The organism is Streptomyces sp. MGP-BFMKR1 (genome assembly GCF_057766585.1).
Map to the genome: position 1 here is coordinate 7591641 of NZ_CM173408.1, position 25980 is coordinate 7617620.

Below are 25980 nucleotides of genomic sequence, written 5' to 3' on the forward strand. Positions count from 1 at the left end.
GCACCTTGTCATCGCCGGCGCAGATCCTTATTCCAGCTTTATGTAAGAGATCCAGTGGGATAGATCACCCCACGTCAACCCATGGTTACGGTGGCGTAGGTCACTTCACACGGAGGAGGATGTGCGGACGTGGCAGCCGATTCGAAGACCAATACCAGTGACGCGTTCGAGTCGTACGCGGCCGTCGGAGACAGCTTCACCGAAGGCGTCGGCGACCCGGGTCCCGACGGGGCCTTCATAGGCTGGGCCGACCGGCTCGCCGTCCTGCTGTCGGACCAACGCGCCGAGCACGACTTCCGCTACGCCAACCTCGCCGTCCGCGGCCGACTCCTCGACCAGATCGTCGAGGAGCAGGTGCCGCGCGTCCTTGAGCTGGGGCCCGAGCTCGTGTCGTTCTGCGCGGGCGGCAACGACATCCTGCGACCGGGCAGCGACCCGGACGACGTCGCCAGCCGGTACGAGGCGGCGGTGGCCAAGCTCGCGTCGTCCGTGGGCACCGTGCTGGTGTGCACCGGCTTCGACACGCGCGACGTGCCGGTGCTGCGGCATCTACGCGGGAAGATCGCGACGTACACGGCGCACGTGCGCGCCATCGCCGACCGCTACGACTGCCCGGTGCTCGACCTGTGGTCGCTGCGCTCCGTGCAGGACCGGCGCGCCTGGAGCGATGACCGCCTGCACCTGTCGCCCGACGGCCACACCCGGGTCGCCCTGCGCGCCGCGCAGGTCCTCGGCCTCGAGGTGTGCGCCGACCCCGACCAGCCCTGGCCGCCGCTGGCCCAGCGCCCCGCCGCGGCCGTGCGCCGGGACAACATCCACTGGGCGCGCGAGCACCTGGTCCCCTGGATCGGCCGCCGGCTGCGCGGCGAGTCCTCCGGCGACCACGTCGAGCCCAAGCGGCCCGACCTGCTGCCGCTCTAGTCCGCGACCGGCGCTCCGGGGTAGCGCGGGGCGCCCTCCCGGGCGCGGGCTCGCGCTTCGTCGGCGCCGGGGGTGGGCCCCGTCGGGCGGGCTCCGGCGTCGGAGCCCCGCGGTCCCGCGTCGTGCGGGGGCGGGCCCGTCAGGCCCGGAAGGTGCAGGCCCGCCAGGCGCGTTCAGACAGGGGCGGGTCCGTCAGGCCCACAGGGGGGAGGAGCCGGCGGGCCGGTCCGGGAGCCCCGCGGACTGCGCCGGCAGGCCGGCGGTCGGCAGATAGGCCCAGACCGCCCGGCCCTGGCCGCCCTCGCGCGGGCGCACGCCCCAGGAGTCGGACAGCGCCTCCACGAGCATCAGCCCGCGTCCGCCCTCCTGTTCCCAGCCGCTCTCGCGGGGGCACAGCGTGGCGTGCTCGCGCCCCTGGTCCGCCACCTCGACCCGCAGTCGGTCGGCGAAGACGCGCAGTTCGCAGCGGACCCGGTCGCTGTTGGTGTGCCGCACCGCGTTGGTGAACAGCTCCGATACGACGAGTTGGGCGTCGTCCCGCAGTTCGTCGTGGGCACCCCACTCGGCCAGCCGGGCCAGAACCCGCTTGCGTGCCTCAGCGACGGAGGTGCTGAGCGCCGGCAGATGGAACGCGTCCTGAAGGCGTTGGGCGACCGCGCCGCCCGGGCGTCCTAACCAGAGACCGTCGTATGAAGTGGCCACGCCGCAACTATGCGGCCCGTCAGTGACGAATGGCAAGCTTCAATCTGTAAATTGCAGAATCGTAAGAGCAGTCTGTTCGGTGAGCTGAGCACATGACAGACTGCTTACCCGTGACGGCGCTTGGAAGGGGAACGGCAGTGGCAGACGCACGGTCGGGAGGCGGTGCCCCGACCGTCTTGCGCGTGGTGCTCGGCAGGCGCCTGCAGGACCTGCGGGAGAAGGCCGGGCTCAGCTACGAGCAGGCCGGTCGTGCGCTCGACGTCACCCACGCCACGATCCGCCGGATGGAGAAGGCCGAGGTCGGCCTGAAGATCCCGTACGTCGAGAAGCTGCTGACCACCTACGGCGTGAGTGACCAGGAAGAGGTCGAAGGCTTCCTCGCGCTGGCCCGCGAGGCCAACCAGCCCGGATGGTGGCACCGGTTCCGCGACGTGCTGCCGGACTGGTTCAGCGCCTTCGTCAGCCTGGAGGTCGAGGCCAACCTCATCCGCGCCTACGAGCCGCACTACATCCCCGGCCTGCTGCAGACCGAGGACTACACGCGCGCCGTGCTCCGCGCCGGCATGCCCCACGCCTCCGAGGCGGACATCGACCGCGGCGTCGCGCTGCGCAAGGAACGCCAGGCGCTGCTCACCCGCGAGAACCCACCGCTGCTGTGGGCCGTGCTCGACGAGACGGTGCTGCGGCGGCCGATCGGCGGACCCGGCGTGATGCGCGACCAACTCGCGCGCCTCATCGAGGCCACCGCCATGCCCAACGTCCGGCTCCAGGTCATGCCGTTCGACGCCGGGCCACACCCGGCCATGTACGGCCCCTTCCACATCTTCCGGTTCCCGATCCCGGAACTTCCCGACATCGCGTACTCGGAGAGCCTCGTCGGCGCCGTCTACTTCGACCAGCGCGATGACGTGTCGATGTTCCTGGAGGCCCTGGACCGGATGTGCGCGCAAGCCGCGCCAGCACAGACCACCGAGTCGATCCTCGGTGGCATTCGCAAGGAGATCTGAACCATGGATCGCATCTACAACGGCATGCCCGCCACCGACCTCGGCACCGAAGGCTGGCACAAGCCCTGGAGCGGGGGCAACGGGGGAAGTTGCGTGGAGGCCATGCGCCTCGGCGACGGCCGGATCGCGCTGCGCCAGTCCACCGATCCCGACGGCCCCGCCCTGATCTACAGCCACCACGAGATCGCGCGGTTCATCCAGGGCGCGAAGGCCGGTGACGCCGACTTCCTCCTCGCCTGACCGCACCGCCTCGCCGGCCGTCAGCGCCGGCGAGGCGGGGCACGGGCGAGCGCGTGCGGCGACACCACAGGCATCGGCACCGAGCGGAGCACGGCATGGTTGAGCAGGGCCCCTCGATCCACGGGATCGACACCAGCAGGCCACACCCGGCCCGCATGTACGACTACTACCTCGGCGGAAAAGACAACTACGAGATCGACCGCGAGGCGGCCGAGCGCGTCATAGCCATGGCCCCCGAGGCCCGCCCCAGCGCCCGCGCCAACCGGCGGTTCCTGCTCCGCGCCGTGCAACACGTGGTGCGACAGGGCGTGCGGCAGATCATCGACATCGGCACCGGCATCCCCACCTCGCCCAACACGCACGAGGCGGCCCGCCAGATCGCCCCCGACGTCCGCGTGGCCTACGTCGACAACGACCCGATCGTGGCCACCCACGCCGAGGCCAGGCTGACCAACACGCCGGGCGTCGGCTTCCTGTTGGCCGACGCCCGGCAGCCGCGCCACATCCTCGACCACCCCACCGTCCGCAAGCTGATCGACTTCGATCAGCCGGTGGCCGTACTGCTCCTCGCCGTCCTGCACTTCGTCAAGGACGAGGAGGACCCGGCCGGCATCGTCGCCGCGCTGCGGGACGCGCTGCCCGCCGGCAGCTACCTCGTCCTCAGCCACGGCACGGGCGACTTCCACCGCGCGGGCGGCGACGCCAGCGAGGTCTACCGGGCCGCCACCGCATCCCTCCACCTGCGCGACCGGCCGGCCGTCGAGGCCCTGTTCGCGGGGCTCGACCTGCTGGAGCCCGGGGTCGTGCAGGCGTCGCGATGGCAACCGGAGGACCCCGCCGCCGCGGCGGAGGACAGCCGGGTCGCCTTCTACGGGGGCGTGGGCGTCAAGCGGTGAGCCTGGTCGGGCCGAGCGGCACCGGCACCGCGCCCGACGCCGGTGTCCGCGCCGGTATCCGCTCCAACACGCCGCCGGCGAACACGTCGTACAGCGGCAGCGTCTCCAGGTGGACGTAGCCGATGTGGCAGTCGCACACCGTCCGCGTGCACGGGCGCGGGCGCAGCGCCGCCCGGTAGGACCCGTCGTAGAGGTTGCCCAACGCGTCGCGGACGAAGTGGCAGCGGCGTACCGTGCCGTCGCCGTCCACCGAGATGACCGAGGAGCCCGTTCGACAGGGCAGGCCGGCGCTGACGTGCGGGTGCCGGCTGTAGCCGAATAGCGGGTCGATCGCGGTCCACCGCTCGGCCTCGGCATCGGTGTACGCGCGCCCCTCGGCCGCGTTCACCCACAGGTAGACGTGCGCGGGCAGCGCGGCCCGCAGTCGGTGCGCCGCCGCCAGGTGCTCGGGCAGTCCCACGATGCCGACGCTGAACCGCACCCCGCGCTCGACCAACTCGCCGCACTTGGCCACGAACCGCTCGTACGGCGTCTGCCCCGGGTGGTAGGTGCACCACAGCGCCAGCGCGTCCAGGTCCGCCGCGCCCAGCCAGTCGGTGCGGCAGCTCAGATTGGTCTGGATCGCCACCCGGCGCACGTGTGGCAGGTGGCTCAGCTCTGTGAGCGCGCGCCGGTACCAGGAGCGGACCAGCCCCTCGCCCCACGGCGTGAACAGCAGCGACAGCCTGTCCTCGGCGCGTTCGGCGGCCCAGCCGGTGAAGCGCTCCAGGGCCGCCCGGTCGGCGCGCAACTGCTCGCGGGAGTCGCGGCGCTTGGCGAACGGGCAGTACGGACAGTCGTAGTCGCAGGAGGCGAGCGGCCCCCGGTAGAGCACGGTCAGCTCCGTGCCCGCGCCCTCGCACGGCCCGGATCCGGCGCCGGTCGCCGACTCCTCTCGCATGTGCGCGCTCCTCACTTGGGCTCGTAGGCGGCCATGGCGGCGCGCACGGCGGGCGAGAACAGCAGCGGCCCGAGCGCGTCGGAGTGCGCCAGCCCCTCGGCGGACAGTCGCAACACCTCGGGCCCGGCGCCCTCGTCGAGCCAGCCGCGCTCGGCACACCGGGCCAGTTCGGCCGCGAAGTCCGCGCCGGGCTCGGTGCCGAACCGCTGCCGGTAGTCGGCCACCACCATCCCCTCGGCCTGGAGCACCGACTGCAACACGTGGCGGCGCCGGCGCTCGTCCTCGTCCATCCAACGGCCGTGCGTCGCCCGCGCGAACGCGTCGGCGGGCCGCGCCACGTAGTCGTCGACGATGCCCCGGATCTCGCGCATGTCCACGGCGTAGTCGAAGGAGTAGTGCAGCCGCGAGGTGTACGAGCGGGCACCGCACCCCAGGCCCACCATGCCGTCGCGCTGACAGGCGTACTCGTCGTCGCCGACGACCGGCGCACCGCGACGCCGGAACATCCGCATCGACGTCTGCTCATAACCGCTGGCCAGCAACGTGTCACGGCCGTACCAGTAGAGCCGCAGCCGCTGCTCGTCCCAGGCCGGGTCCGCCCCGGTGCCGCCCCGGCCGAGGCCGGTCAGCGGCCGGACGTAGAGCGGGTACAGGTACAGCTCCTCGGGCCGCCAGGCGAGCGCCGCGTCGAGGGAGTGCTGCCAGGACTGCTCGGTCTGGCCCGTGATGCCGTAGATCAGGTCGATGTTGAGCACGGGTATGCGGGCGTCGCGCACCCGGCCGAGGGCCGCCTCCACGTCCGCGCGGCGCTGCGGCCGGACGGCGGCCCGGGCCTCGGCCTCGACGAAGGTCTGCACGCCGAGGCTCAGTCGGGTGGTCCCGCGCTCGGCGAGCACCGCGAGCCGGTCCGCGGTCACCGTCGCCGGCGACGCCTCGACCGACAGCGGAACGGCCCGCAGGTCGGCACCCATCCGCTGCTCGGCGATGTCGCACAGCCGGCTGAGTTCGGCGGCGGTCAGGAACGTCGGCGTGCCGCCGCCGAACGCGGCGTTCGCGAACCGCGGCGCGTCACCCCCCTCGTCCAGCGCCTCGCGCACGGCGCGCGCCTGCCGCTCCAGCGCGTCGAGGTAGGCGCCGGTGAGACCGTCGGGCGCGCCGATGCGGGTGAACAGGTTGCAGAAGCCGCAGCGGACCTCGCAGAACGGTATGTGCGCGTACAGCGACAACGCCCCGCGGTCCTCGCCCGCCCACAGCTCCCGCAGCGCGGGACGGGGTTCCAGCGCCTCGTACGCGGTCTTGTGCGGGTAGCCGTAGACGTACGACTGGTACGGCGAGCCGGTCGGGGCGGCCGGATCGGTCGGGGTGCCGGGCTTGCTGAGCGGGATGGTGACGGTCATGGGCCCTCAAGGAAGAAGTGGGTGTACGGCACGGTCCAGACGACGTCGTGGGCGAGCCGGTGGCCGGTGTAGCCGCCGTCGCCGTACGCCGTGCCGTGGTCGGAGCAGATGATGGCGAAGCAGCGGCGGCGGCTGCTCGCGGCGGCCAGCAGGCGGCCGATGTGCCGGTCGACGTACTCCAGCGCGGCGGCGTGCGTCTCCCACGAGTCGCCCGCCTCGCGCGTGGCGCCCGGCAGGTGGAACCAGTTGGGTTGGTGCAGCGCGGAGACGTTGACGAAGAGGAACAGCGGCTGCTCGGCGGGGGTGCGGGCCACGACCTGCTCGGCGCGGGCCACCTGCGCCTCGAACGACGTGGGCGAGGCCACGGAGAACTCGGGCTCCCAGTGGCTCTCCCGGAAGAGGCCGGGCAGCACCGAGCCGAGCGCGCCGCCCTTGTTGAAGAAGCCCACGCCGCCGACGCAGGCCGTGTGGTAGCCCGCGGCGGCGAGGCCCGACACCAGGTCGGGAGCGTCGAAGACGTACGTGCCGTCCGCGGTGGTCTCGCTGCCCGCGAAGCGCGCCGCGAACAGCCGCGGGTGCGGCCCCGGGGCGGCCGGCGTGGGCAGGAAGCCCGCGAACATCGCCTGGTGGGAGGCGTAGGTGAAGCTTCCGGGGGCGTGTCGGCGCTCCCAGCGACCGCCGGGCAGGTGGCGTGCCAGGTGCGGCAGCCGGCCACGGGCCAGCAGGTCGACGGCCACGTCGTAGCGCAGCGTGTCCAGGGTGACCAGGAGGAGGTCGTGGCTGCCCACGACGGCGTTCATGTCCGGCTCGACGAGGTGCGGCGCCTCGTCGCGCGGCTCGGGCGGGCCCCAGCTCGGGCCCGGACAGCCGGGGTTGTCGCGCTCCGGGGCGACCGAGGCCGCGCGGAGGCCCTGACCTGCGGGGTCAGCGGGTGGCATGGTGGTGGTGCTCCTTCGTCGTGACGGCGGCGATCTGCGCCCCGTAGGTGTCGAGCCCCTCGGCGCCGCTGCCGGGCAGGCCGGTCAGCCGGGGCAACAGGTCGCCGAAGGCGTTGACCTCGCCGACGGCGAAGCGCCGCCAGCCCGTGCCGGGCAGCACGTCGACGCCGACGCACAGGGTGCTCGGGAAGCAGGCGGCGGCGCGCTCGGCCAGGCCCAGCACCTCGCCCCAGGCCACGCCGGCGGCCTCGGTCGCGGCCCGGGCGGCGGCCAACTCGCCGCGCGCCCCGCCCAGGTGCAGATTGGTCATCGGGGACCGGCTGGTACGCACCACGGCGTGCGTGGCCCGCCCGCCGACCACCACGATCCGCAGGTCGGCGGCGCGCCCGCGCTGCGACGCCTTCGGCAGCCAACGCTCGACGTGCAGCCCGTCCGGCGCGAGCGCGTCCACCAAGGCGGCGACCTCCGCCTCGGTGGCGTAGCGGCGCACGCGCAGCGAGTTGAACAGCCGGCCGTCGGGGGAGCGCTCCACCGAGGTCCTGGCGGACACCCGACCGGGCCCGGCCCACTCGACGGCCAGCACGCCGGAGGCCGACGAGCCGTGCGCGAGCTTCACGAAGGCGCGCCGCAGCCCGCCCGGCCCGGCGAGCAACGCGCGCACGTCGTCCCAGCCGCGCACGGGCGCGCAGGGCCCCGCGGGCTCGACCGCGCCGGCCCCGCCAACCGGGAGTGATGACCGCACCCGCGGGGGAGCCGCCGGCGCGGGCGAGGTCGGCGACGGCGGCACCGGCACGCCGGCCGCCCGCAGCACACCATGGCAGCGCCGCTTGTCGAACAGCACGGCCAACTCGTCGGGATCGTCGAGGAGTTGAGCCCCCGCCGCCCGCGCCGCGCCGGCCACCTCCGCCGTGGCCGAGGTGAACCGCGCGTACCAGCGGGCCGTGCCCTCCACCCGGGTCGGATCGTCGACGCCGCGCAGCGCGCGCTCCGTGGACACGTCCTCGCCCGGCGAGTCGATCCGCACGGTCTCGCCCGGCGCGAAGACGGCCCCCGCACGCAGCACCCGGGACCAGTCCACCACGCGCGGGGCGGCGAGCCCCGCGGCACGGGCGGCGGCGGCGAACAGCGCTACCCGCCGGCCGTCCCGCACTCCGACGACCGCGAAGCGCGGACCCCGCTCATCCGACGCGTACGACGTGGCGATGGCGGCTCACCTCCCTGTTCTTCGCCCCGTACCCGGGCTGTGCTGTTCCGGGCCCGGCCGACCCCGCGGGTCCACCGGGCCGCGCGGCGCGCGGCGCGGGCGGCGAGCCCGCGCCCCTGGCGCGTCACGCGCCTGCCGTACGGCACGCGCCGGCCGGCCGATGCCCGGGACGCGGCGGCGCCTGACGGCGGGTGGGCGCGTACGTCACTCGGCGACCGCCGTGTAGCGGTGGATCTCGTCGCCGTCCTCCCACGAGTCGCCGGTCTCCGAGAGGTCGACCTCGACCCCGGCCGGCTCCCAGGCCGCGCGCAGCCGGTTGGCCACGTCCTCGGTGACGAAGTTGTGGTGCAGGTCGATCCACTTGAGATGGGTGAGCGGCTGCCCGTCCAGCAGCGCGAGGGCGCCCGCGTCGCTGAGCACGCCCAACGAGAGGTCGAGCGAGGCGAGCTGGGCCACCACGGGCGCGGCGGCCACGGCCGTGGCGATCTCGTCCTGGATCTCGCTGTTCCGCAGCCCGAGGTGGCGCAGGCGCGGGAAGCGGCCACCGTCGAGCAGCGGCGCCAGGTCGGCGACCGTGGCGTCGCCGCCGTACTCCTCCACGCCCAACCACATCTCCAGGTACTCCAGGGCCGGCAGGTCGCTGGCGACCACGCCGCGCACCACCTCACCGGGCAGCCCGCCGGCCTCGAAGGTCAGCGTGCGCAACGCCTCGTGCTCGACCGCGGGGAACCGCAGCCCCGTGCCCCCGCGCACGCCGAGCTCACGCAGTCGCGGATAGGCGGCCAACACGGGCGTCACGTCGCCCTGCTCGATCCAGGAGATCTCCGCCTCCTCGGCCTCCAGGTCCCCGATGAACAGGGCCTCCAGGGAGGTCAGCCGGTCCTTCGCGGCCACCAGCAGCTCGACCACGTCGTCGGAGCTGTTGTCGTACGGCTCGCCCCACTGGCCGATGATCAGCGCACGCACCTTGGCGACCTCCACGGTCGACAGGAACCGCTCGAAGACCTCGGTGAACTCCTCCGTCTCGTCGCTGTACGGCGACGCGGCGATCGACCAGGCGACGACCTCCGCGGCCGGCAACTCCGTCGACTCGCCCTTGGACGGGAAGACGAAGGTCGGCAGGCCGTGCAGTTCTTGCAGGTGCTCAACGGTCATGGGGCGGATCTCCTGGGTTCGGTACGGCTCGCGCGACGTGCGAGGGACGTTGCGAAGAGTTCTACCAAGCGGCACTGACAGTCGGGCCAGCGGGCGGCGGGCGGCAGGTGGCGGGCGCCGACCCCGTCGCGTCGGGCGCGCGGCCGGTGGGCCGGGCCGTGGGCGGCGGGCGCGGTCGATTGTCAGACCCCCCACCTAACGTCGTGAGCGTCGCCGGAACACCTCGGCCCAACCGCCCGACGGAGGAAGCGCATGTACCGACAGGGAGACGTCCTGATCGTGCCGGTGGCCCGCGAGGCCCTGCCACCGAGCGTGGCCGCCCTGCCCCCACGGCCACGGGACGGGCGCGGCCGGCTGGTCCTGGCCCTCGGCGAGGTCACCGGGCACGCGCACGCGGTCGTCGGACCGGGCTCGCTGGTCCGCGAGCCGGGGTTGGGCGGCGCCGGCTACCTGCACCTCCCGGAAGGCGGCCGGGTGGTGCACGAGGAGCACGCGCCGATACCGCTGCCGAAGGGCTGGTACCGCGTGGTGCGCCAGCGGGAGTACGCGCCGGGCGCGGTGCGCGTCGTCGCGGACTGAGCCGCCGACGCGGCCGTGGCCCGCGCGGCACCGCCCGCCGCGGGCCCGGCACCGCCACACACACACCGAACGACAGAGGGGGAGCGGGAAGATGACGAACACCGTCGGGGAACAGCGGAGCGCTGGGGAACAGCGGACCGCAGGCGGGCAGTCGGCCGTGGACGAGCAGCGGACGCCGGCGCCGTCGAGCGGCGCGGGCGGGACGGACTGGCGCGCGGTCGCCGCGGCCACCGCTGGCGCGGACCGCGCGGGCGCCGAGGCGGGCGTGCGACTGGCCTACCGGCAGGCCGGCCTGGCCGAGCCCGAGCGGATGGTGTGGGCCGACTCGCCCCTGGTGGCCACCGCGGCCGTGCTGTTGCTGACCGGGCAGCGCGCGACGCTGCCCGACGACGTCGCGGCGCGCGCCGCGCGGACGCTGCGCGCGGCGGGTGTCGACCCGGAAGCGCCGCGGCCGGGCCGTTCGGTGCGCGAGGCGGTCCGCAGCAGGCCATGGGAGGCCGAGCGGCGGCGCGTGCTCACCGAACTCGGCCCGCGGGGATGGGCCGCGCGGTGGGCGCTGACCTCGGCGCCCCTGTGGGAGCTGTCGCGGGGCCTGACCGACCGCGTCCGCGCCGGCATCACCACCGGCCTCGCCGGCCCCGATCAAGGGCGCGCCACCGGCGTGGTGATCGGCGGGAACACCGACGCGCCAGCGCCCGGACCCGACGAGCAACAGATCGGACAGCGGGACGGGCAGCGGAGCGAGCCACAGGACGAACAGCGGGGCGCGGCCCAGGAGACGGCGGTGCGGCTGGCCCTCGCGTCGGCCGTGCTGGGCCAGCACGACGCGGCCTGGCTGGCCGCCTTCGACGGGACCGAAGCGCTGGCCGGGGTGAGCGCGGTGGCCCGCGCGGCCGGCTGGTGGTGGCCGTACGAGAACGTGGCGGTCATCAGTGAACGCCCCCGCGAGCTGCACCGGGACGAGGCGGGCCGGCTCGACCGAGGCGACGGCCCGGCCCTCGCCTACCCCGACGGCTTCGCCCTGTACGCCTGGCGGGGCATGCCGGTGCCGGCCGACTTCCTGGCGGGCCTCGGCACGCTGGACGCCCGGCGCATCCGCACCGAGGAGAACGCCGAACTGCGCCGCGTGATGCTGGAGCACTACGGGTACGACCGCTACCTCAGCGAGTCCGGCGCCCAGCCGGTGCACCGGGACGAGACGGGGGTGCTGTGGCGCATCGAGTTGGAGGGCGACGAGCCGGTGGTGATGGTCGAGGTGGTCAACTCCACACCGGAGCCGGACGGTTCGTCCCGCACGTACTGGCTGCGGGTGCCGCCGCGCACGCGCACCGCGCGCGAGGGCGTGGCCTGGACGTTCGGACTCAGCGCCGAGGCGTACGAGCCGCAGCGGCAGACCTGAGCCGACGCGGCGGCCCCGCCCCCGGGGACTGGTCGCTCGCGCGGCGTCGCATAGGTTGTGGACAACCGCCCCGCGCGCCACCACCGGCTTCGCCCACGCCCCTTCCTAGGAGGTGCCTTGACCGGCCCCCACGCTCGACGCAAGCCCATCGCCGCGCTGCGGCCGGCGGCCTTCGGGGCCGACCCGACGGGAGAGCGGTTGGCACGCATGCGGCGGTCACCGCAGTTCGTCGCCGGTCAGTTCCGCAACCCGTTGCCGACCCGCACCCTGCTTCCCGGCTCCACCGGTCGGTTGCTGCTCACCCAGCTCAGCAAGGTCGACCGGGCCCGCAGGGCACCGCGTGGCCACGTGCCGGTGCACCACCCGATCGCGGCCGACTGGGCCGCGGAGCCGGCCTCGGGGTTGCGGCTCACCTGGATGGGGCACTCCAGCGTGCTGGCCGAGATCGACGGGCAGCGAGTGCTCTTCGACCCGGTGTGGGGCCAGCGGTGTTCCCCCTTCCCCTTCGCCGGGCCGCGGCGCCTGCACCCGGTGCCGCTGCCGCTGGCGGAGCTGCCACCGATGGACGTCGTGGTCATCTCCCACGACCACTACGACCACCTCGACATGCCGACGATCCGCGCCCTGGCCCGCACCGACACGGCCTTCGTCGTGCCGCTGGGCGTCGGGGCCGACCTGGAGCACTGGGGGGTGCCGGCCACCCGGATCACCGAGCTGGACTGGCACGAGTCCGGCAAGGTCGCCCACCTGACGCTGACCGCGACGCCGGCCCGCCACTTCTGCGGGCGCGGACTGCGCGGCGGACAGCACACGCTGTGGGCCTCCTGGGTCGTGGCCGGCCCGCGCCACCGGGTCTTCCACAGCGGGGACACCGGGTACTTCGCGGAGTTCACGGACATCGGCCGGCAGTACGGGCCGTTCGACGCGACGATGATCCAGATCGGCGCGTACAGCGAGTTCTGGCCCGAGATCCACATGACGCCCGCCGAGGGGGTGCGTACGCACCTCGACCTCCAGGGCGGGGCCAGCGGCGTGCTCCTGCCCATCCACTGGGCCACCTTCAACCTGGCCCCGCACCCGTGGGCCGAGCCGGCCGAGTGGACCAGGGACGCCGCCGCGGACGCCGGCGTCCCGGTGGCGTTCCCCCGCCCCGGCGAGCCCTTCGAGCCCGCGGGGGAGGTGCCGGTGGCTCCCTGGTGGCGGGTGGCGTGCGAGCCCGTCGACCGCCCGTGGCGCCGCCCCGACGCCGTGGGCCCGCAGCCGCCGACCCGCGCGGACCGTGAGCCGGGCGACGAGCGATGACGCCGGAGGCGGAACCCGAACGGGCGGCTCGTGCACGAGCCGGCCCGCCACCAGCCGACCTCCGCGCGTGACCGCTGGAGCGCGGCCGGTACGGTCTCCGGGAGATCCCGCTGCACGGGGGCCACGCGCCGCCCCCGGGTAGCACACGCTCGGTCGATCGAACCAGCCAGCCCGTGCCCGGACCACCCGTTCTCACCCGCGGTCCCGGATGGCGGCCCCTTTCTGGTCTGGTCCCCGTTGCCCGTGGTGGGCGCTTGCCCGTGGGCTGCGCGGTCAGCCGGCGGATGACGTCAACTCCTAATGGCTGGCAGGCGTATCGAAGACTGTTGTACGGTGGTGGGGTATCAACTGCCCGACAGGAGCGGTCACTTGAGGTTGTCACGCCGAAGGCTCCAACTCTCCGTAATCAGGCGCTAAGAGCCTGCTTCCGCCGAGATCCGTGGGTGATGTCCGGGGGGACATCTGCCCGGATTCAGCGGAATATGTGAGAGCTGCATGGAGGTGCCTGGATGGCAACCAACTCGACTCAGGACGTGTGCGACCACCGCACTCTGGAGGTCTGTCTGCTCCTGTCGACCTCGATGGTCGTCGGCCTTGTGTCTGGCCTCGTGCTCGCCCTGCTCGGGACAGCACCTGGCGCTGCCGTGGCTGGGGGTGCCGGAGCTTTGGCGGGAGCCTTTGGCCTCGGCATGAGTGCGCTCACCTACATCAAGAGGCAGGGCAACTAGCTGTACCCGCGGGGCGGCCACGGCCGCCCCGCTCAGTGCTGTGAGCCCATGCCTCGGCGATCGCGGCCTTCGGCTTCACGGCGGACACGACGATCTGCTCCGGAACGCCTTCGTCTCGGCGTGGGGCGTGAGCAGCGAGACGGCCTTGGCCGCGACCAGCATCATGCCCATGCCCATGCCCATGCCCGAAGCATCCGTGCGCATCCGTGTGCCCATCGTGGACGGGCCGCTCGGGCAGAGCCGTCGTGAGGTGCCAGCCATTCCACCCCCTGACCTCGGGGAGCGGACCGTCACGGACGGTCGTCCGCAGGCGGATCGATCACCCGACTGGCCGAGTCGGTCGGTCGGACGGGTGATCCCAGGCGGACCTGTCCGAGATGTGCGTGCGGCGGGTGAACGGGGAAGACGGCCAGGCGGGAGACGCTGACAGGAGCGTTGACGGGAGTGTGAAGGAGGAGGCGTGACGCGGCGCGACCCGGCGCGGTGGGCCTGTCGGCCCTCGGTGCGCGGTTGGCTCGCCTACCGCCAGGCAGGTGGCAGAGCGGGCATTTCGGTGTCGGAGGTGGCTGGGGGCGGGACAGGCAGGACGTGCCCGACGTGAAGGAGCCCGTAGCCGAACTGACCAAACGCAGCCGCCACCCCACCGTCGTGCAGGCGATACGGTCCACGGCGGCGGCGACCATCTCGTATGCCGTGGCCCTCCAGCTCAGCAGCGAACCGGTGCCGCTGACGGCGCCGCTGACCGCCCTGCTCGTCGTGCAGGTCACCCTGTACGCCACGCTGACCACCGGCATTCGGCGGGTCAACGCGGTGGTCTCCGGGGTGCTCATCGCCATCGCGTTCAGCTCGCTCGTCGGGCTGTCCTGGTGGAGCCTCGGCCTGATCATCCTGGCCTCGCTGGCCGCGGGGCACCTGGTCAAGGTGCGCGAGTTCACCGCCGAGGTGGCGATCAGCGCCATGCTCGTCCTCGGGGTGACCCGGGTGGCCAACACGGCCTGGGACCGGGTGCTGGAGACGCTGATCGGGGCCATCGTCGGGCTGCTGTTCAACTTCCTCTTCGCGCCACCGGTCTGGGTGCAGACCGCCAGCGAGCACATCGAGGACCTGGCCTGCCGGCTGCGCGAGCTGTTGCTGCACATCAGGGGCGGGCTCGGCGAGCACACCCCCGTCGACCGCGCCGCGGCACGCCTGCACGAGGCCCGTCGGTTGGACAACGACGTCGCCCGGGTGGATGCCGCGCTGCGGCAGGCGGAGGACAGCCTGCGCCTCAACCCGCGGGTCAAGGAGGGCCTGTTGCACCGGGTGGTGCTGCGTACGGGCCTGGACACGTTGGAGATCTGCACCGTGGTGGTGCGCGTGCTCACCCGTACGCTCACCGACCTGGCCAAGCACCGCAGGGACGAGCCACTGTTCGAGCCCGAGGTGGCCGACGCGCTGGCGGAGCTGATCGAGCACGTCGCCGACGCCGTCGAGAGCTTCGCCGTCCTGGTCACCACGCAGGTCAGCGCCGACGCGCAGCAGGCCGAGACACGGCTGACGGAGGTGTTGGACGCGGCGGCGGACAGCCGGGAACGGGCCGCGCGCCTGCTCGGCGAGTCCGTCCAAGCCGACCCCCGCCAGTGGCACCTGCGCGGCGCGCTGCTCTCGGAGATCGACCGGATGCTGGACGAGATGGACATGGAGCACCGCACCACGCGGCTCATGGAGGAACTCGACCGCAACGCCCGCGAGGACCGCGGGCGCTTTCCCCGGCTGCGCAAGCTCGTCAGGTTGTGACGCCGCGCGGCCGGCCGCCGAGTTGCTGGACCGCTGGGTGTGGGGTTGTTCGGCCGCTCACGCGGGCCGGCCGTGCGCGAGCGCCGTCGGGCGCCGGTTGTTCGGCGCGCCGTCGGCCGTGAGTCGTCAGCCATCAGCCGTGAGCCGTCGACCGGGGCGTCGGCGCTCGTCCTACGCGACCCAGTGCGGGCGTCGCGACGCGGGATGGGCGGGGAGGCCGTCGGCGAGGGCGGCGGCCATCCGGTGTACCGCCTCGCGCAGCGTGTCCGCCGGCATGGTGAAGGGGATGCGCAGCCGCTGTTCGAAGATGCCGGGGTCGGCGGCGAAGACGGCGCCGCTCTCGATGCGTACGCCGTGGTCCAGCGCCCGGTCGGCCAGTGCCGAGGCGATCGGCTCGGCCAGGTCGACCCAGAGCGAGAGCCCGCCGGGCGGTAGCCGCCAGGTCCACCCCGGAAGGTGCTCGGCCAGGGCCGTGGTGAGCGCCGCGCGCTGCTCGCGCATCCGCTCCAGCCGGGGCGGCAGCGACTCGCCGGCCCGCGCCAGCAGGGCGACGGCCAGGAGTTGGTCCAGCACCGATCCGCCCATGTCGGCGGCGACGCGCTGCCCCGCCAACTCGGTGACCAGGCGCGCGGGCGCGCGCAGCCAGCCGATCCGCAGCCCGCCCCAGTGGGTCTTGCTCATCGAGCCGATGGTGATGACCTGTCCGGTGCCGCCCGGCGCGGCGTGCGAGGCGAACGGCGGCGGGGCCGGGACGTCGAGCGCGAGGTCGGTCAGGGTCTCGTCGATGACCAACCACGAGCCGGAGCGCCCGGCGGCGCGCAGCACCCGGCCGCGGTCGGCCTCGGGCATGAGGAGTCCGGTGGGGTTGTGGAAGTCAGGTATGAGGTAGGCCAGTTGGGGCACCACCTGGCGCAGGGTCGACTCGATGATCTCGATATCCCAGCCGGTGTCGGTGACCGGCACCGACACGGTGCGCAGCCGTGCGCGGCGCATGGCCTCCAGGGCGTTGGGATAGGACGGGTTCTCGACCACGACCCGGTCGCCAGGACCGCACAGCAGACCCAGGACGAGGGTGAGCGCGTGTTGGGCCCCCGAGGTCACCAGGATCTGCTCGGGCACGGTCGGCAGGCCGCGCGCGGTGAACCGCTCGGCGATGGCGGCGCGCAGCTCCGGTAGGCCGTACGGGTGGTAGCCGGGCGTGTGGACGTGCTCGACCAGGTGCGGGGTGATCTCGGCGAGGGCGTCGAGCAGCGCCTGCTCGGGCATGCCGGAGGCGGCCCTGGCCAGGTCGATCGCGGTGTCCTGGGTCCCGAGCAGCCGGCCCACGCCGGTGGGGGCGTGCCCGTCGGGCAGGGACGTCCAGGTGCCGGAGCCCTGGCGGCTGCGCGCGTAGCCGCTCTCGCGCAGCAGGTCGTACACGGCGGTGACGGTGGTACGGCTGGTGCGCAGGGCGGTGGCCAACTCCCGCTCGGCGGGCAGCTTCACGTGCAGGGCGATCCGCCCGTCCAGGATCAGCGCGCTGATGGCCTGGGCCAGGTGGCGGTAGGCGGGCCGGGCCCCCGCCGGGTCCGGCAGCATCGCGGCGAGTTGACGGCTCCCCACGCTCCGCTCCGTACGGCCCGATCGACCTCCGGATGGGAACCCGCGCGCGTCAGCCATACCACCCTCCCGATATTGGCCCTGTTTTCCAGGCCAATCACTCTACAGAGTGGCCCACCGGCGGCCGTTGGTGGCCCACGGCCCACGGTCACGGCCCGGGCAGACCCTCGGCGGCTCACGCGGGCGAGGTGGCGTGATGGCGTACGAAACGGCGGAGGCGACGAGACATGCAGCAGGACACGACGGGACCCTCCGCGTACGAGCCCCGACCTGGCCGGCCCGCACCCGCACCCGCACCCGAGCCCGCGCCCGGCCCAGGCACCGCGCCCGGCCCAGGCACCGCACCCGGCCCAGGCACCGCACCCGCGCGACCGGCCCGCTCCCGACAGCCCCAGGCCGGCGGCGGCCCACCGCTGACCTACGTCCGGCTCGGTGAGCGCCCGCTGCGGCGGTTGCCGCAACTGTTCGCCGGGCTCGCGCTGTACGGCTTCAGCCTGGCGGTCATGGTGCGGGCCGCGCTCGGCATCAACCCGTGGAGCGTGCTGTACGAGGGGTTGGAGCGGCACACCTCGCTGAGCTTCGGCACCATCAGCGGCCTCGTGGGGGCGCTCGTGCTGCTGCTGTGGATTCCCCTGCGGCAGCGGCCGACGTTCGGCACCGTGGCCAACATCGTCGTCCTGGCGTTCTCCGCCGACCTCGGCCTGTGGCTGCTGCCCGCGGACCTGGGACCGCCCGGCCGGATCGCCCTCCTCGTCGGCGGCATCGCGCTGAACGGGCTGGCCGTCGCGGTCTACGTCGGCGCGCGCTGCGGGCCCGGGCCACGGGACGGGCTGATGACCGGCGCGTCCGCCCTGACCGGGCGCTCCCTTCGGCTCGTCCGCACCCTGATCGAACTCACCGTGCTGGCGGTGGGCTGGCTGCTGGGCGGCGGCGTGGGGGTGGGCACCGTGGCCTACGCGCTCACGGTCGGCACGATCACCCAGTTCTGCCTGCCCCTGTGCGCCTACCGCACCCCGGCCGAGCGCGCGACGGCCGCGACCGGCTGAGGGGGCGCGGTGGTCGGCGCCGTGCCGTAGGTCCGCGTCGTCGGCGCGGGTCAGCGCCGTGCGCGGGCGCGCTCGGCGGCCCCGGGCTCGGCCCCCCGGCCGCCCGCGTACGCCCCCCGGCGGGCCCCCGGCGGCGGATGGCCTGACTGCGCCGTCCGCCGCCGGGGTCGCGTCGCCCCGCGCGCTACGACGCGGCGGCCGGGTCCTCGGTCGCCGGGCTCGCGCCGGGGCCGCCGGCCGAGAAGGTGAGCGAGAAGGTCGCCGGGCCCGCGTCGAGGCGGTGCGCGGGCAGGACGCCCGGGCCGCAGGACTGGGTGCCGATGCCGTGTTGCCGGTGGTCGAGGTTGAGCCAGATCCGGTCGCCGGGCACCAGGTCGGGGGTGTGCGTCGCGGCGTCCAGTTGCTCGCTCGTCCAGCGGCGCGCGGTGAACCAGAACGGTGGCTCCCCGTCCACCCGCAGCCACCCGCCGTCCGCCCCGCGCAGCCGGGCCCAGCGCACGTCCGCGCGCGCCCCGTTCTCCTGCGGACGCACGTACGGGGTCTGCATCTGGTCCACCGACATGGCGTACCGGCCGAGGCGCGAGGCCGCCGCAGTGTCCGGGTACGCCTCGCCCGGGCCGCCGCCGTACCACTCGGCCTCGCCCAGGTCGGCGCTCACCCCGAGCCGTACCCCGAGTCGGGGAAGCGGGAAGTCCCAGTCGCCCTCGGGGATCACACTGACCGTCAGGCGCAGCCGGGACGCGGTGGCGGACCAGTGGTAGACGACGGACAGCGCGCGGTCGGTGGCGGCGGGCGCGACCCTGGCCTCGACCGTCAGCGCCCCGTCCTCGGCGCGCACCCGCGTGGTGCGGTGCCGCATGCGGTGCAGCCCGGCGCGCCGCCACACGGTGCCGTAGCGGACGTCGGGTTGCCAGGGGGCGCCCTCGTCGTTGTCGGTCGGCGCCCGCCAGACGTCGAGCCGCGGGCCCACCACCGGCCTGCCGCCCAGCGAGCGCAGCGCGCCGGTGCCCGCGTCGAAGGCGCCGGGGCCGAGGAGGAGGGTCCGTCCGTCGTCGGCGGTCCGGGGCGCGACGCGCGCGGCGGCGCTCGCCGGCGCGTCGTCGTCGGACTCGCCGACCTCGTTCGAGACGGGCGTCGCAGCCGCGCTCGCCGGCGCGGCCAGCGGGTCGCTCGCGGCGGTGTCCGGCTCCGCGAGCCACTGGCCCCAGGCCACCTCGTGGCCGGCCGGCGCCCAGGGCGTGTCGGTGGCCAGTTCGGCGCGTACCGTCCACACCGCCTCGCCCGCCGGCCGCGCCCTGTCCTCGACGAGCGGCAGCTTGACGTCCGCCGACTCGCCGGGGGCCAGCGGCGGGACGGCCAGTTCGCCCCGCGCCACGGCCTCGCCCGCCACCTCGTACGACCAGCGGAAGGTCAGGTGCGCCAGGTCCACGAAGTCGTGCAGGTTGCTGACGCGTACGCCGGAGACCGGGCCCGTCGCCGTGCCGTCGGTGTCGTGCGGGCCGCCGACGGGCGCGATGCGGACGGGCTCGATCACCTTCTTGTACTCGACGAGGCCGGGCGACGGGGTGCGGTCGGGGAAGAGGAGGCCGTCGCAGACGAAGTTGCCGTCGTGCAACTCCTCACCGAAGTCCCCGCCGTACGCGAAGTACGGCGTGCCGTCGGCGGTGCGGCGGGCGATGCCGTGGTCGATCCACTCCCAGACGAAGCCGCCCTGGCAGCGCTCGTACCGTTCGAACAGCCGCTGGTACTCGCTGAGCCCGCCGGGCCCGTTGCCCATGGCGTGCGCGTACTCGCACAGGATGAACGGCAGGGCGCGGCGGCGCGCGTCGAGCGCGGGGTCCGGCAGCGGTGGCTCGGCGCGGCGGCCGATGGCCTCGACCTCCGCGTGCGGGGCGTACATCCGCGAGTAGACGTCCACGTCGGCGCAGGTCGGGTCGCCCTCGTAGTGCAGCGGGCGGTCCGGGTCGCGGTCGCGGATCGCGGCGGCCATCGCGGACAGGCCGGCGCCGGTGCCGCACTCGTTGCCCAGCGACCACATGATGACCGCCGGGTGGTTCTTGTCCCGCTCGACGGTGCGGGCCGCGCGGTCGAGCAGCGCGGGCGTCCACCGGTCGTCGGCCACGGGGTTGCGCCGCCAGCCGACGGCGTGGAAGCCGTGCGTCTCCAGGTCGCACTCGTCGATGACCCACAGGCCCATTTCGTCGCACAGGTCGAGGAAGGCGGGGTGGGGCGGGTAGTGGCTGGTGCGCACGGCGTTGATGTTGTGCCGCTTCATCAGGAGTACGTCGCGCCGCATCGTCTCCAGGTCGAGGGCGCGGCCGGTCTCCGGGTGGAACTCGTGCCGGTTCACGCCCCGGAACAGCACCCGCTGCCCGTTGACCCGCAACAGCCCGTCCTCGACGGCCACGGTGCGGAAGCCGATGCGCAGCGGCACCCGCTCGCCCTCGGTGACCAACTCGCCCGCGTACAGCCGTGGCGCCTCGGCCGTCCACGGCTCGACGGGAAGGCTCGCGCTCTCACCGGTGGCCAGGTTCAGGCCGAGTTCCGGCACCGTGACCCGGCCGGCGGGCTCGCTGTCCACGCACAGCGTCCCGCGCCCGTCCCGGTGGTCGTAGCTGGCGTGTACGAAGTAGTCGGCGACGGCGCCGGCGGGGCGGTGTACCAGCGTCACCTCGCGGAAGATGCCGGGCAGCCACCACTGGTCCTGGTCCTCCAGGTAGCTGCCGGCCGACCACTGGTGGACCCGCACGGCCAGCACGTTGCCCCGCTCGCGCAGCGCGTGCTCGTCGCCCTCGTCCGGGGCGCGGAGCGGGCCCACGGCGAACTCGTGCGGCAGCCGGCTGCCCTGGAAGGTGCCCAGCTCCCGGCCGTTGAGCCAGACGCGCGCGAAGGACTCCACGCCCTCGAAGCGCAGTACGGCCTCGCCCGTGGTGGGCCAGTCGGCCGGCAGGTCGAAGACGAGTCGGTGGTCCCCGGTGGGGTTGTGCTCGGCGGGCACGCGTGGCGGGTCCACCGGGAAGGGGTAGCCGGTGTTGGTGTAGATCGGCGGGGTCGTGGGGTGGGTCTTCGGGCCGGCGTGCAACCCCCAGTGCGCGGGCACGGGCACCTCGTCCCAGGCGGTGGCGTCGAACTCCGGCCGGGCGAAGTCCGTGCTCGCGGTGGTCGCGCCGGGCGACAGGCGGAAGCGCCAGGTGCCGCTGAGGTCCAGCCGCCGGGCGTCGGACGCGGGGGAGTGGGACCGGGGCGGCAGGGTGCCGCTGCCAGGCGAGACGTCCTCGTAGTAGGGGTGGGGAGTCGCTGCGGAGTGACTCATCCTTGCTCCTCACGGGCTGCCGGGCTCAGGCCTGGCTCCCTACCACCCTGTGGTTGCGACCAGGTGGCGAGCCAGTGGACTGTCGGTGCGGTGCGGCGGCGGGAGGGCCGGAGCGGGTGGGTCCGGGGCGCCCGCGCCGGAGCGCACCGGACCCACCCACGCGCCGGATCAGCCCTCGCCCTCGCAGCAGGAGTCCCGGCGCAACAGCCGCCCCACCTCCAGCCAGCTTGCCTCATGGGCACCGGCAGCCCCGGCAGCCCCGTCGGCGTGCCGGTGGTCGGGCGTGTCGGCGTGCCGGTGGCCTGGCGCGGGCCCCGCCGGCAGCGTGTCGCCCGCCGGGAACGCCTCGACCAACGCGCGCGTCTCGTAGCGCACCCCGCCCCGCAACACGGAGACCACCCGCACCAGCGAGTCGAAGTCCGTGAACGGGTCGCCGTCCACCACGGCCAGGTCCGCGAGCTTGCCCGGCTCCAGCGTGCCCGACTCGCGCTCGGCGCCGAACACCCTGGCCGAGACCGAGGTGGCCGTGCGCAGCGCCTGCGCCGGCGTCAGCCCGCCCCGGTGCAGCGCGCGCAGCCCCATGTGCAGCCCGAGCCCCACGGGCACCAGCGGCGCGTCCGTGCCGAGCGCGACAAGACCGCCGTCGGCGAGGACCCGCCGGTACACGTCGATCTCCGTGCCCAACGCCGCGAGCTGTGCCTCCGTCGGCGGCTGCGCCGCGAGCTGGCGCACCAACGCGGTGTCCCACGGCGGCATCAGCCGGGTCACCCGCTCGTCGTCCGCCACCGACGGGTCGGCGCCCACCAGCGGCGACGAGGTGAACGGCGTGGCGACCATGTGGAAGTCACCGCCGGCCGTGTAGATCTCGCGCAGGTCCTGGTACGCGCGCCCGGTGGCGGACGTGGCATGGCCGTACTCAAGGCGCTGGGTGGCCTGGAGATGGGTCGTCAGGTCCTGCCCGAGCTGCACGCCGGGCGTGCACAGGTGGCTGCCGGAGCGCACCCCGAGCCGCTCGTGCGCGAACCGGGCCGCCTCTTCCATGATCCAGCCCGGCGCCCTGACGTACGTCTTGACGAAGTCCCAGTCCAGGGCCTCGGCCCGGGCCAGCGAGCGGCGCAGCCCGGCCCGCGTGCGGTGCGCGCGCCCCATGCTGTACGCCACCCGGCCGCCGTCCAGCAGCTCGCCCGTGGTCAGCAGGCGCGGCCCGGCCAGGGCACCGGCCGCGATCGCCTCGCGGATGCGGAGCTGTTCGTAGGCGAAGCCACCGAAGGAGACGGCCGTGGTGATGCCGTACGCGAGCTGGGAGGCGGGCTGCCGTCCGCCGTAGGTCACCTGCCAGGGGTGGGTGTGCGCGTCCCACAGGCCCGGGATGACGGTGTGCCCGGAGGCGTCCACGCGGCGGTTGGCGGCCCGGCCCGCGCGGTGCGGCTCGATGCCGGCGATCCGCCCGCCGCGCACCAGCAGGTCCACGTCCTCGCGCACCGCCTCGCCCGTGCCGTCCCACACCTGCCCCGCGTGCACCACCAGGTCCTCGGGCCGCCGACGCCGGTAGTCGAGCGCGACGCGGACCGTACGGGGCGTGCCGCCGTCGGCCGAGACCAGCCGCAGCCTGCCCGACGAGAGGTAGAGCAGCGTGCGCGAGTCCCCGGACCAGGAGGGGTGGTCCGCGTTCTCCTCGGTGAGCTGGCGCGGCGCGCCGTCGGGCGTACCGTCCGGGCGCACCGGCAGCAGCCACAGCGCGGACTCGGTGACGACGGCCATGTGGCGGCCGTCGGGCGACCAGACCGGGCCCGAGTCGTAGCGGTCGGAGATCGACACGTGCGGGGCGACGGCGTGCAGCCTGGCCTGGCCGCTGTCGGCGTCGACCACGCGGATGAGGTTGTACCCCTCGCGGAAGCGCTGGTTGAGCCGGTTGCGGTCGCACAGTGCCAGCCACCGCCCGTCCGGCGACCAGCTCGGCCGCCCGGGCAGGCCGCCCGCGCCGAGCGGCGCCGCCAGCACCCGTTCCGTGCCGGCCGCCAGGTCGCGTACGACGAGGTTGCCCGACATGTCGATGCTGGCCAGCCGCTTGCCGTCGGGCGAGAGCGCCGGCTGCACCCGGCCGCCGGAGGCCAGCACCGTCTCCGCCCCCGAGCGCAGGTCGCGGCGGCGCACCGCGAACAGGCCGTCCCGGTCGTCGGCGTAGACCAGCGCGCTGCCGTCCCGCGTCCAGGTCGGGGCCAGCAGATAGCGGGTGGGGTCGGTGCGCACGACGCGGCGCGGGGGCCGGCCGCCGCCGATGTCGGCCACCCACAGCGAGTCGAGCGCGGCGAACGCCACCCGCCGGCCGTCCGGCGACAGCGCGGGCAGATGCACGCCGCGCACCGGGCGCACGCCGGCGCCGTCGAAGTCGTAGCGCTTGACCCGGTAGCGGGGCCGCCGCACCGGCAGCGTGGCGGAGAACGCGATGACCTCGGCGCCCGTGAGCGCCGCGGAGCCGCCCGGCGCACCCGCGGCGTCCTCCCGCGCGCCGGCCCGCCCCGGCCGTACGAGCTGGAACTGGCCATCCACCGTGAGCAGCAACTCATCGCGTGACACCCAGCGCGGCGGCACCGGCAGCACGTCGCCGCCGACCTTGACCGGGGCGCCGTCCACGACCAGCGTGCAGGAGGCGGCGGGCGCCGGGGTGGTGCGCAGGTAGGCGAGCCTGCCGTCGGGTGCCAGGGCGGGCGTCATGAGCTGCGCCGTGCTGGTGTCGGTGTGCTCGACGGTGACCGGGCCGGCGCCGTCGGCGGGCACGGAGGCGATGGTGCGGGCGTCGAGCGCGGCGTTCACCAGCCTGCCGCGCACGAAGAACACCCGCGCGCCGTCCGGCGACCACACCGGGTCGAAGTCCTCCCAGGCGCCGTCCTGGTGCGGCCCGTCCTGGCCGGGCAGGCCGGTGAGTTGGGTGAGCCGGCGGCTGCGCACGTCGAGCACCCACACCCGGTACGGACTGCCCTTCACGGGGTCGCCCCCGCGCTCGGAGGCGAACGCGATCCGCGTGCCGTCCGGGGACCACGCCGGGCCGCGGTCGTCCCACGGCCCGTCGGTGAGCTGCCGCAGCCCGGTGCCGTCGGGGCGCAGCGTCCACAGGTGGAACCCGCCACCCCGGTAGGCGCAGACGGCCAGCGTCCTGCCGTCGGGCGCGAACACCGGGCGGGTGGGCTCGAGGTCGGGCGTGGTCAGCGCGGTGGCCTCGCCGCCCGCGCGCGGGATGGACCACAGGATGTTCTGCACCTCGGCGACGAGCCGGTCACCGGCCGGGGCCAGCGTCGCCGCGCCGTTGGTGGCGGCCGTGAACGACAGGGTGGCCCGGTGCGGCGCCGCGGCGGCCGGCTCGGGGACGAGCCCCACGGCCCCGCCCGCGAGGGCGGCGGTGCCGGCCGCGGCCTGCAGGAAGGTGCGCCGCGACAGCGGGGAGCGGGTGGGTGGGTCGACCGGCGTCGCGGCGGTGGTTTCGAGGCCGGCGGTGGGTTCGCTGGGGGCGTCGGCGGCGGGCGCCGCCGGGGGCGTGGCGGCGGGGGCGCCGGCGGGGTCGTGCGGAGCGGCGGGTGGGGCGGTGGTGTCCAACGATCCTCCTGAAACGCGAGGGTTGCGCGGGGCGGGAGCGGAGAACAAAGCGCCTGATCGTGACACGGACGAGGGTCGGAAGGTCAACACCGCATCGCCGGCTCGTATTTCCCTGGCCGTCACCACGGCGGCCCCGACGATCGGTCACTTCACCGCTGTACAGGGGTCGTTGGCCTCATCCGACGTGACCGCCCGTCACCCGCGAGCCGTCACGCGCCCGACACGAGGCCGTCACGCGGGCGGGCGCGACCCGAGCACGACCCGGGCCGCTCTGCCTGGTCCACCCAGCGCGTCCCCGCCCACCCGTCGCCCACCCTGCCCCGATCCGCCCCGCCCCGGCTCACGCGCCGAGGAAGCCCGCGATGCGGGCGCGCAGTCCGGCCGGGTCCAGGCCCTGGCCCGCCAGGTGCTCCTCGATGGTGCCGTACCGGCGCAACTCGCGGCGGGCCACGCCGAGCCCCAGCACCCGGTGCGGGAGGTCGACGAGCGCCTCGCCGGCGGCGGCCGAGGACGTGCCCGCCAGGTAGGGCTCGACCAGGACCACGTCGGCCGCGTCGGTGGCGCCGGCGGCCGACCGCAGCGTCGCGGTGTCCAGGGGGCGCACCGTCGTCGCGTACAGCACCGTCACGTCCAGGCCGGCGACGGCGGCGAGCACGTTGTCCACCATCGGCCCGACGGCCACCACGACCCCGCGCCGCCCCCGGCGCACGGTGTGCAGGGTGGCGCCGTCCACGGGGCGTGGCGCCGTGTTGGACTGCTCGGAAAGGCGCAGGTAGACCCGGTCGTCACCGGCGGCTGCCGCGTGTCGCAGCAGGGTCTCCGCCTCGTCCGGGTGGCCCGGCACGTGGATCGTCCAGCCGTCCAGCGTGTCGAGCAGGGCCACGTCGCCCGGCGCCATGTGGGTGAAGCCGCCGGCGGGCCAGTCGTACGAGCCGCCGGCGCTGACCAGCACGCCGCCCGTCCCCTGGTGCCCGAAGTCCAGCTTCACCTGTTCGAAGGGGCGCTCCACGAGGAAGCTGGCGAAGGTGTGCACGATCGGGCGCATGCCGGTCAGGGCGAGCCCGCCGCCGGTGCTGACGAGCAACTGCTCGCGGATGCCCACGTTGATCACCCGATCCGGATGGGCCCGGGCGGCGTCGGTGAACCGGTCCGCGCTGATGTCGGCAAGGACGACCGCGAGGCGGGGGTCCTCGTCCAGGAGCCTGGAGGTGATGGCGGTGAAGCGCTCGCGCATGGTGTCCATGGGT

21 protein-coding genes are annotated in these 25980 nt (G+C 74.6%); 10 read left to right on the forward strand and 11 right to left on the reverse strand.

The window, feature by feature from the left end; all coding sequences use genetic code 11:
• Window positions 1–129: 129 nt before the first annotated feature.
• Entirely contained in the window at window positions 130–921 is a 792-nt protein-coding gene (locus AC3CHW_RS30575) for an SGNH/GDSL hydrolase family protein (RefSeq protein ID WP_176160636.1), read from the forward strand.
• A 192-nt stretch (window positions 922–1113) separates the two neighbouring features.
• Here AC3CHW_RS30575 and AC3CHW_RS30580 read toward each other — a convergent pair whose 3' ends face one another.
• The gene (locus tag AC3CHW_RS30580; RefSeq protein ID WP_398609091.1) at window positions 1114–1623 is read right to left on the reverse strand and encodes an ATP-binding protein; all 510 of its coding nucleotides are present in this window, start codon (window positions 1621–1623) and stop codon (window positions 1114–1116) included.
• A gap of 137 nt (window positions 1624–1760) precedes the next feature.
• Between AC3CHW_RS30580 and AC3CHW_RS30585 the strand changes: the two genes are divergently transcribed.
• From AC3CHW_RS30585 to AC3CHW_RS30595, 3 genes are all read left to right on the forward strand, one after another.
• Window positions 1761–2630, forward strand: a complete 870-nt coding sequence (locus AC3CHW_RS30585) for a helix-turn-helix domain-containing protein (protein WP_187064938.1) — start codon at window positions 1761–1763, stop codon at window positions 2628–2630.
• 3 nt (window positions 2631–2633) lie between these two features.
• Window positions 2634–2870, forward strand: a complete 237-nt coding sequence (locus AC3CHW_RS30590) for a DUF397 domain-containing protein (protein WP_176160633.1) — start codon at window positions 2634–2636, stop codon at window positions 2868–2870.
• Window positions 2871–2965: 95 nt separating this feature from the next.
• Window positions 2966–3766: an SAM-dependent methyltransferase gene (locus AC3CHW_RS30595; protein ID WP_398609090.1), complete on the forward strand. Its 801-nt coding sequence runs from the start codon at window positions 2966–2968 to the stop codon at window positions 3764–3766.
• Here the strand turns inward: AC3CHW_RS30595 and AC3CHW_RS30600 are convergent.
• The 5 genes from AC3CHW_RS30600 to AC3CHW_RS30620 all read right to left on the reverse strand — a co-directional run bounded on the left by AC3CHW_RS30600 (window position 3756) and on the right by AC3CHW_RS30620 (window position 9400).
• Window positions 3756–4706: an STM4011 family radical SAM protein gene (locus AC3CHW_RS30600; protein ID WP_488468615.1), complete on the reverse strand. Its 951-nt coding sequence runs from the start codon at window positions 4704–4706 to the stop codon at window positions 3756–3758. The genes AC3CHW_RS30595 and AC3CHW_RS30600 overlap by 11 nt on opposite strands.
• A gap of 11 nt (window positions 4707–4717) precedes the next feature.
• A complete protein-coding gene (locus tag AC3CHW_RS30605; RefSeq protein ID WP_488468616.1) occupies window positions 4718–6103 on the reverse strand; it encodes an STM4012 family radical SAM protein in 1386 nt (461 codons plus the stop codon).
• The gene (locus tag AC3CHW_RS30610; RefSeq protein ID WP_488471220.1) at window positions 6100–6903 is read right to left on the reverse strand and encodes an STM4013/SEN3800 family hydrolase; all 804 of its coding nucleotides are present in this window, start codon (window positions 6901–6903) and stop codon (window positions 6100–6102) included. The genes AC3CHW_RS30605 and AC3CHW_RS30610 overlap by 4 nt, the downstream gene beginning before the upstream one ends.
• 124 nt (window positions 6904–7027) lie before the next feature.
• Entirely contained in the window at window positions 7028–8245 is a 1218-nt protein-coding gene (locus tag AC3CHW_RS30615) for an STM4014 family protein (RefSeq protein ID WP_488471221.1), read from the reverse strand.
• A 204-nt stretch (window positions 8246–8449) separates the two neighbouring features.
• A complete protein-coding gene (locus tag AC3CHW_RS30620; protein ID WP_488468617.1) occupies window positions 8450–9400 on the reverse strand; it encodes an STM4015 family protein in 951 nt (316 codons plus the stop codon).
• A gap of 252 nt (window positions 9401–9652) precedes the next feature.
• Between AC3CHW_RS30620 and AC3CHW_RS30625 the strand changes: the two genes are divergently transcribed.
• The 4 genes from AC3CHW_RS30625 (at window position 9653) to AC3CHW_RS30640 (ending at window position 13408) form a co-directional block, all read left to right on the forward strand.
• On the forward strand, window positions 9653–9979 hold the full coding sequence (locus AC3CHW_RS30625) for a hypothetical protein (RefSeq protein ID WP_187064944.1): 327 nt from the start codon (window positions 9653–9655) through the stop codon (window positions 9977–9979).
• A 310-nt stretch (window positions 9980–10289) separates the two neighbouring features.
• Entirely contained in the window at window positions 10290–11378 is a 1089-nt protein-coding gene (locus AC3CHW_RS30630) for a DUF6745 domain-containing protein (RefSeq protein WP_488471222.1), read from the forward strand.
• 117 nt (window positions 11379–11495) lie between these two features.
• The gene (locus AC3CHW_RS30635) at window positions 11496–12680 is read left to right on the forward strand and encodes an MBL fold metallo-hydrolase (protein WP_488468618.1); all 1185 of its coding nucleotides are present in this window, start codon (window positions 11496–11498) and stop codon (window positions 12678–12680) included.
• 509 nt (window positions 12681–13189) lie between these two features.
• Window positions 13190–13408: a hypothetical protein gene (locus AC3CHW_RS30640; RefSeq protein ID WP_398609084.1), complete on the forward strand. Its 219-nt coding sequence runs from the start codon at window positions 13190–13192 to the stop codon at window positions 13406–13408.
• Between the two features lie 75 nt (window positions 13409–13483).
• On the opposite strand, the gene AC3CHW_RS30645 is transcribed toward AC3CHW_RS30640, so the two are convergent.
• Window positions 13484–13612 carry a hypothetical protein gene (locus AC3CHW_RS30645; protein WP_488468619.1) on the reverse strand — a complete coding sequence of 43 codons (129 nt, stop codon included), beginning with the start codon at window positions 13610–13612 and terminating at the stop codon, window positions 13484–13486.
• Window positions 13613–13996: 384 nt separating this feature from the next.
• On the opposite strand from AC3CHW_RS30645, the gene AC3CHW_RS30650 reads away from it, so the two are divergent.
• Window positions 13997–15184: an FUSC family protein gene (locus AC3CHW_RS30650; protein ID WP_459247644.1), complete on the forward strand. Its 1188-nt coding sequence runs from the start codon at window positions 13997–13999 to the stop codon at window positions 15182–15184.
• 171 nt (window positions 15185–15355) lie between these two features.
• Here AC3CHW_RS30650 and yczR read toward each other — a convergent pair whose 3' ends face one another.
• A complete protein-coding gene (gene yczR, locus AC3CHW_RS30655) occupies window positions 15356–16786 on the reverse strand; it encodes a MocR-like transcription factor YczR (protein WP_488468620.1) in 1431 nt (476 codons plus the stop codon).
• Between the two features lie 224 nt (window positions 16787–17010).
• Between yczR and yczE the strand changes: the two genes are divergently transcribed.
• Window positions 17011–17829 carry a membrane protein YczE gene (gene yczE / locus AC3CHW_RS30660; RefSeq protein WP_488468621.1) on the forward strand — a complete coding sequence of 273 codons (819 nt, stop codon included), beginning with the start codon at window positions 17011–17013 and terminating at the stop codon, window positions 17827–17829.
• Between the two features lie 184 nt (window positions 17830–18013).
• On the opposite strand, the gene AC3CHW_RS30665 is transcribed toward yczE, so the two are convergent.
• From AC3CHW_RS30665 to AC3CHW_RS30675, 3 genes are all read right to left on the reverse strand, one after another.
• Window positions 18014–21142: a glycoside hydrolase family 2 TIM barrel-domain containing protein gene (locus AC3CHW_RS30665; protein WP_488468622.1), complete on the reverse strand. Its 3129-nt coding sequence runs from the start codon at window positions 21140–21142 to the stop codon at window positions 18014–18016.
• Window positions 21143–21310: 168 nt separating this feature from the next.
• Window positions 21311–24577 (reverse strand): amidohydrolase family protein, encoded by a 3267-nt coding sequence (locus AC3CHW_RS30670; protein ID WP_488471223.1) that lies wholly within the window; start codon window positions 24575–24577, stop codon window positions 21311–21313.
• A 496-nt stretch (window positions 24578–25073) separates the two neighbouring features.
• Complete coding sequence (locus tag AC3CHW_RS30675) at window positions 25074–25976, reverse strand: transketolase family protein (RefSeq protein ID WP_488468623.1); 903 nt, start codon at window positions 25974–25976, stop codon at window positions 25074–25076.
• Between the last annotated feature and the right edge of the window lie 4 nt (window positions 25977–25980).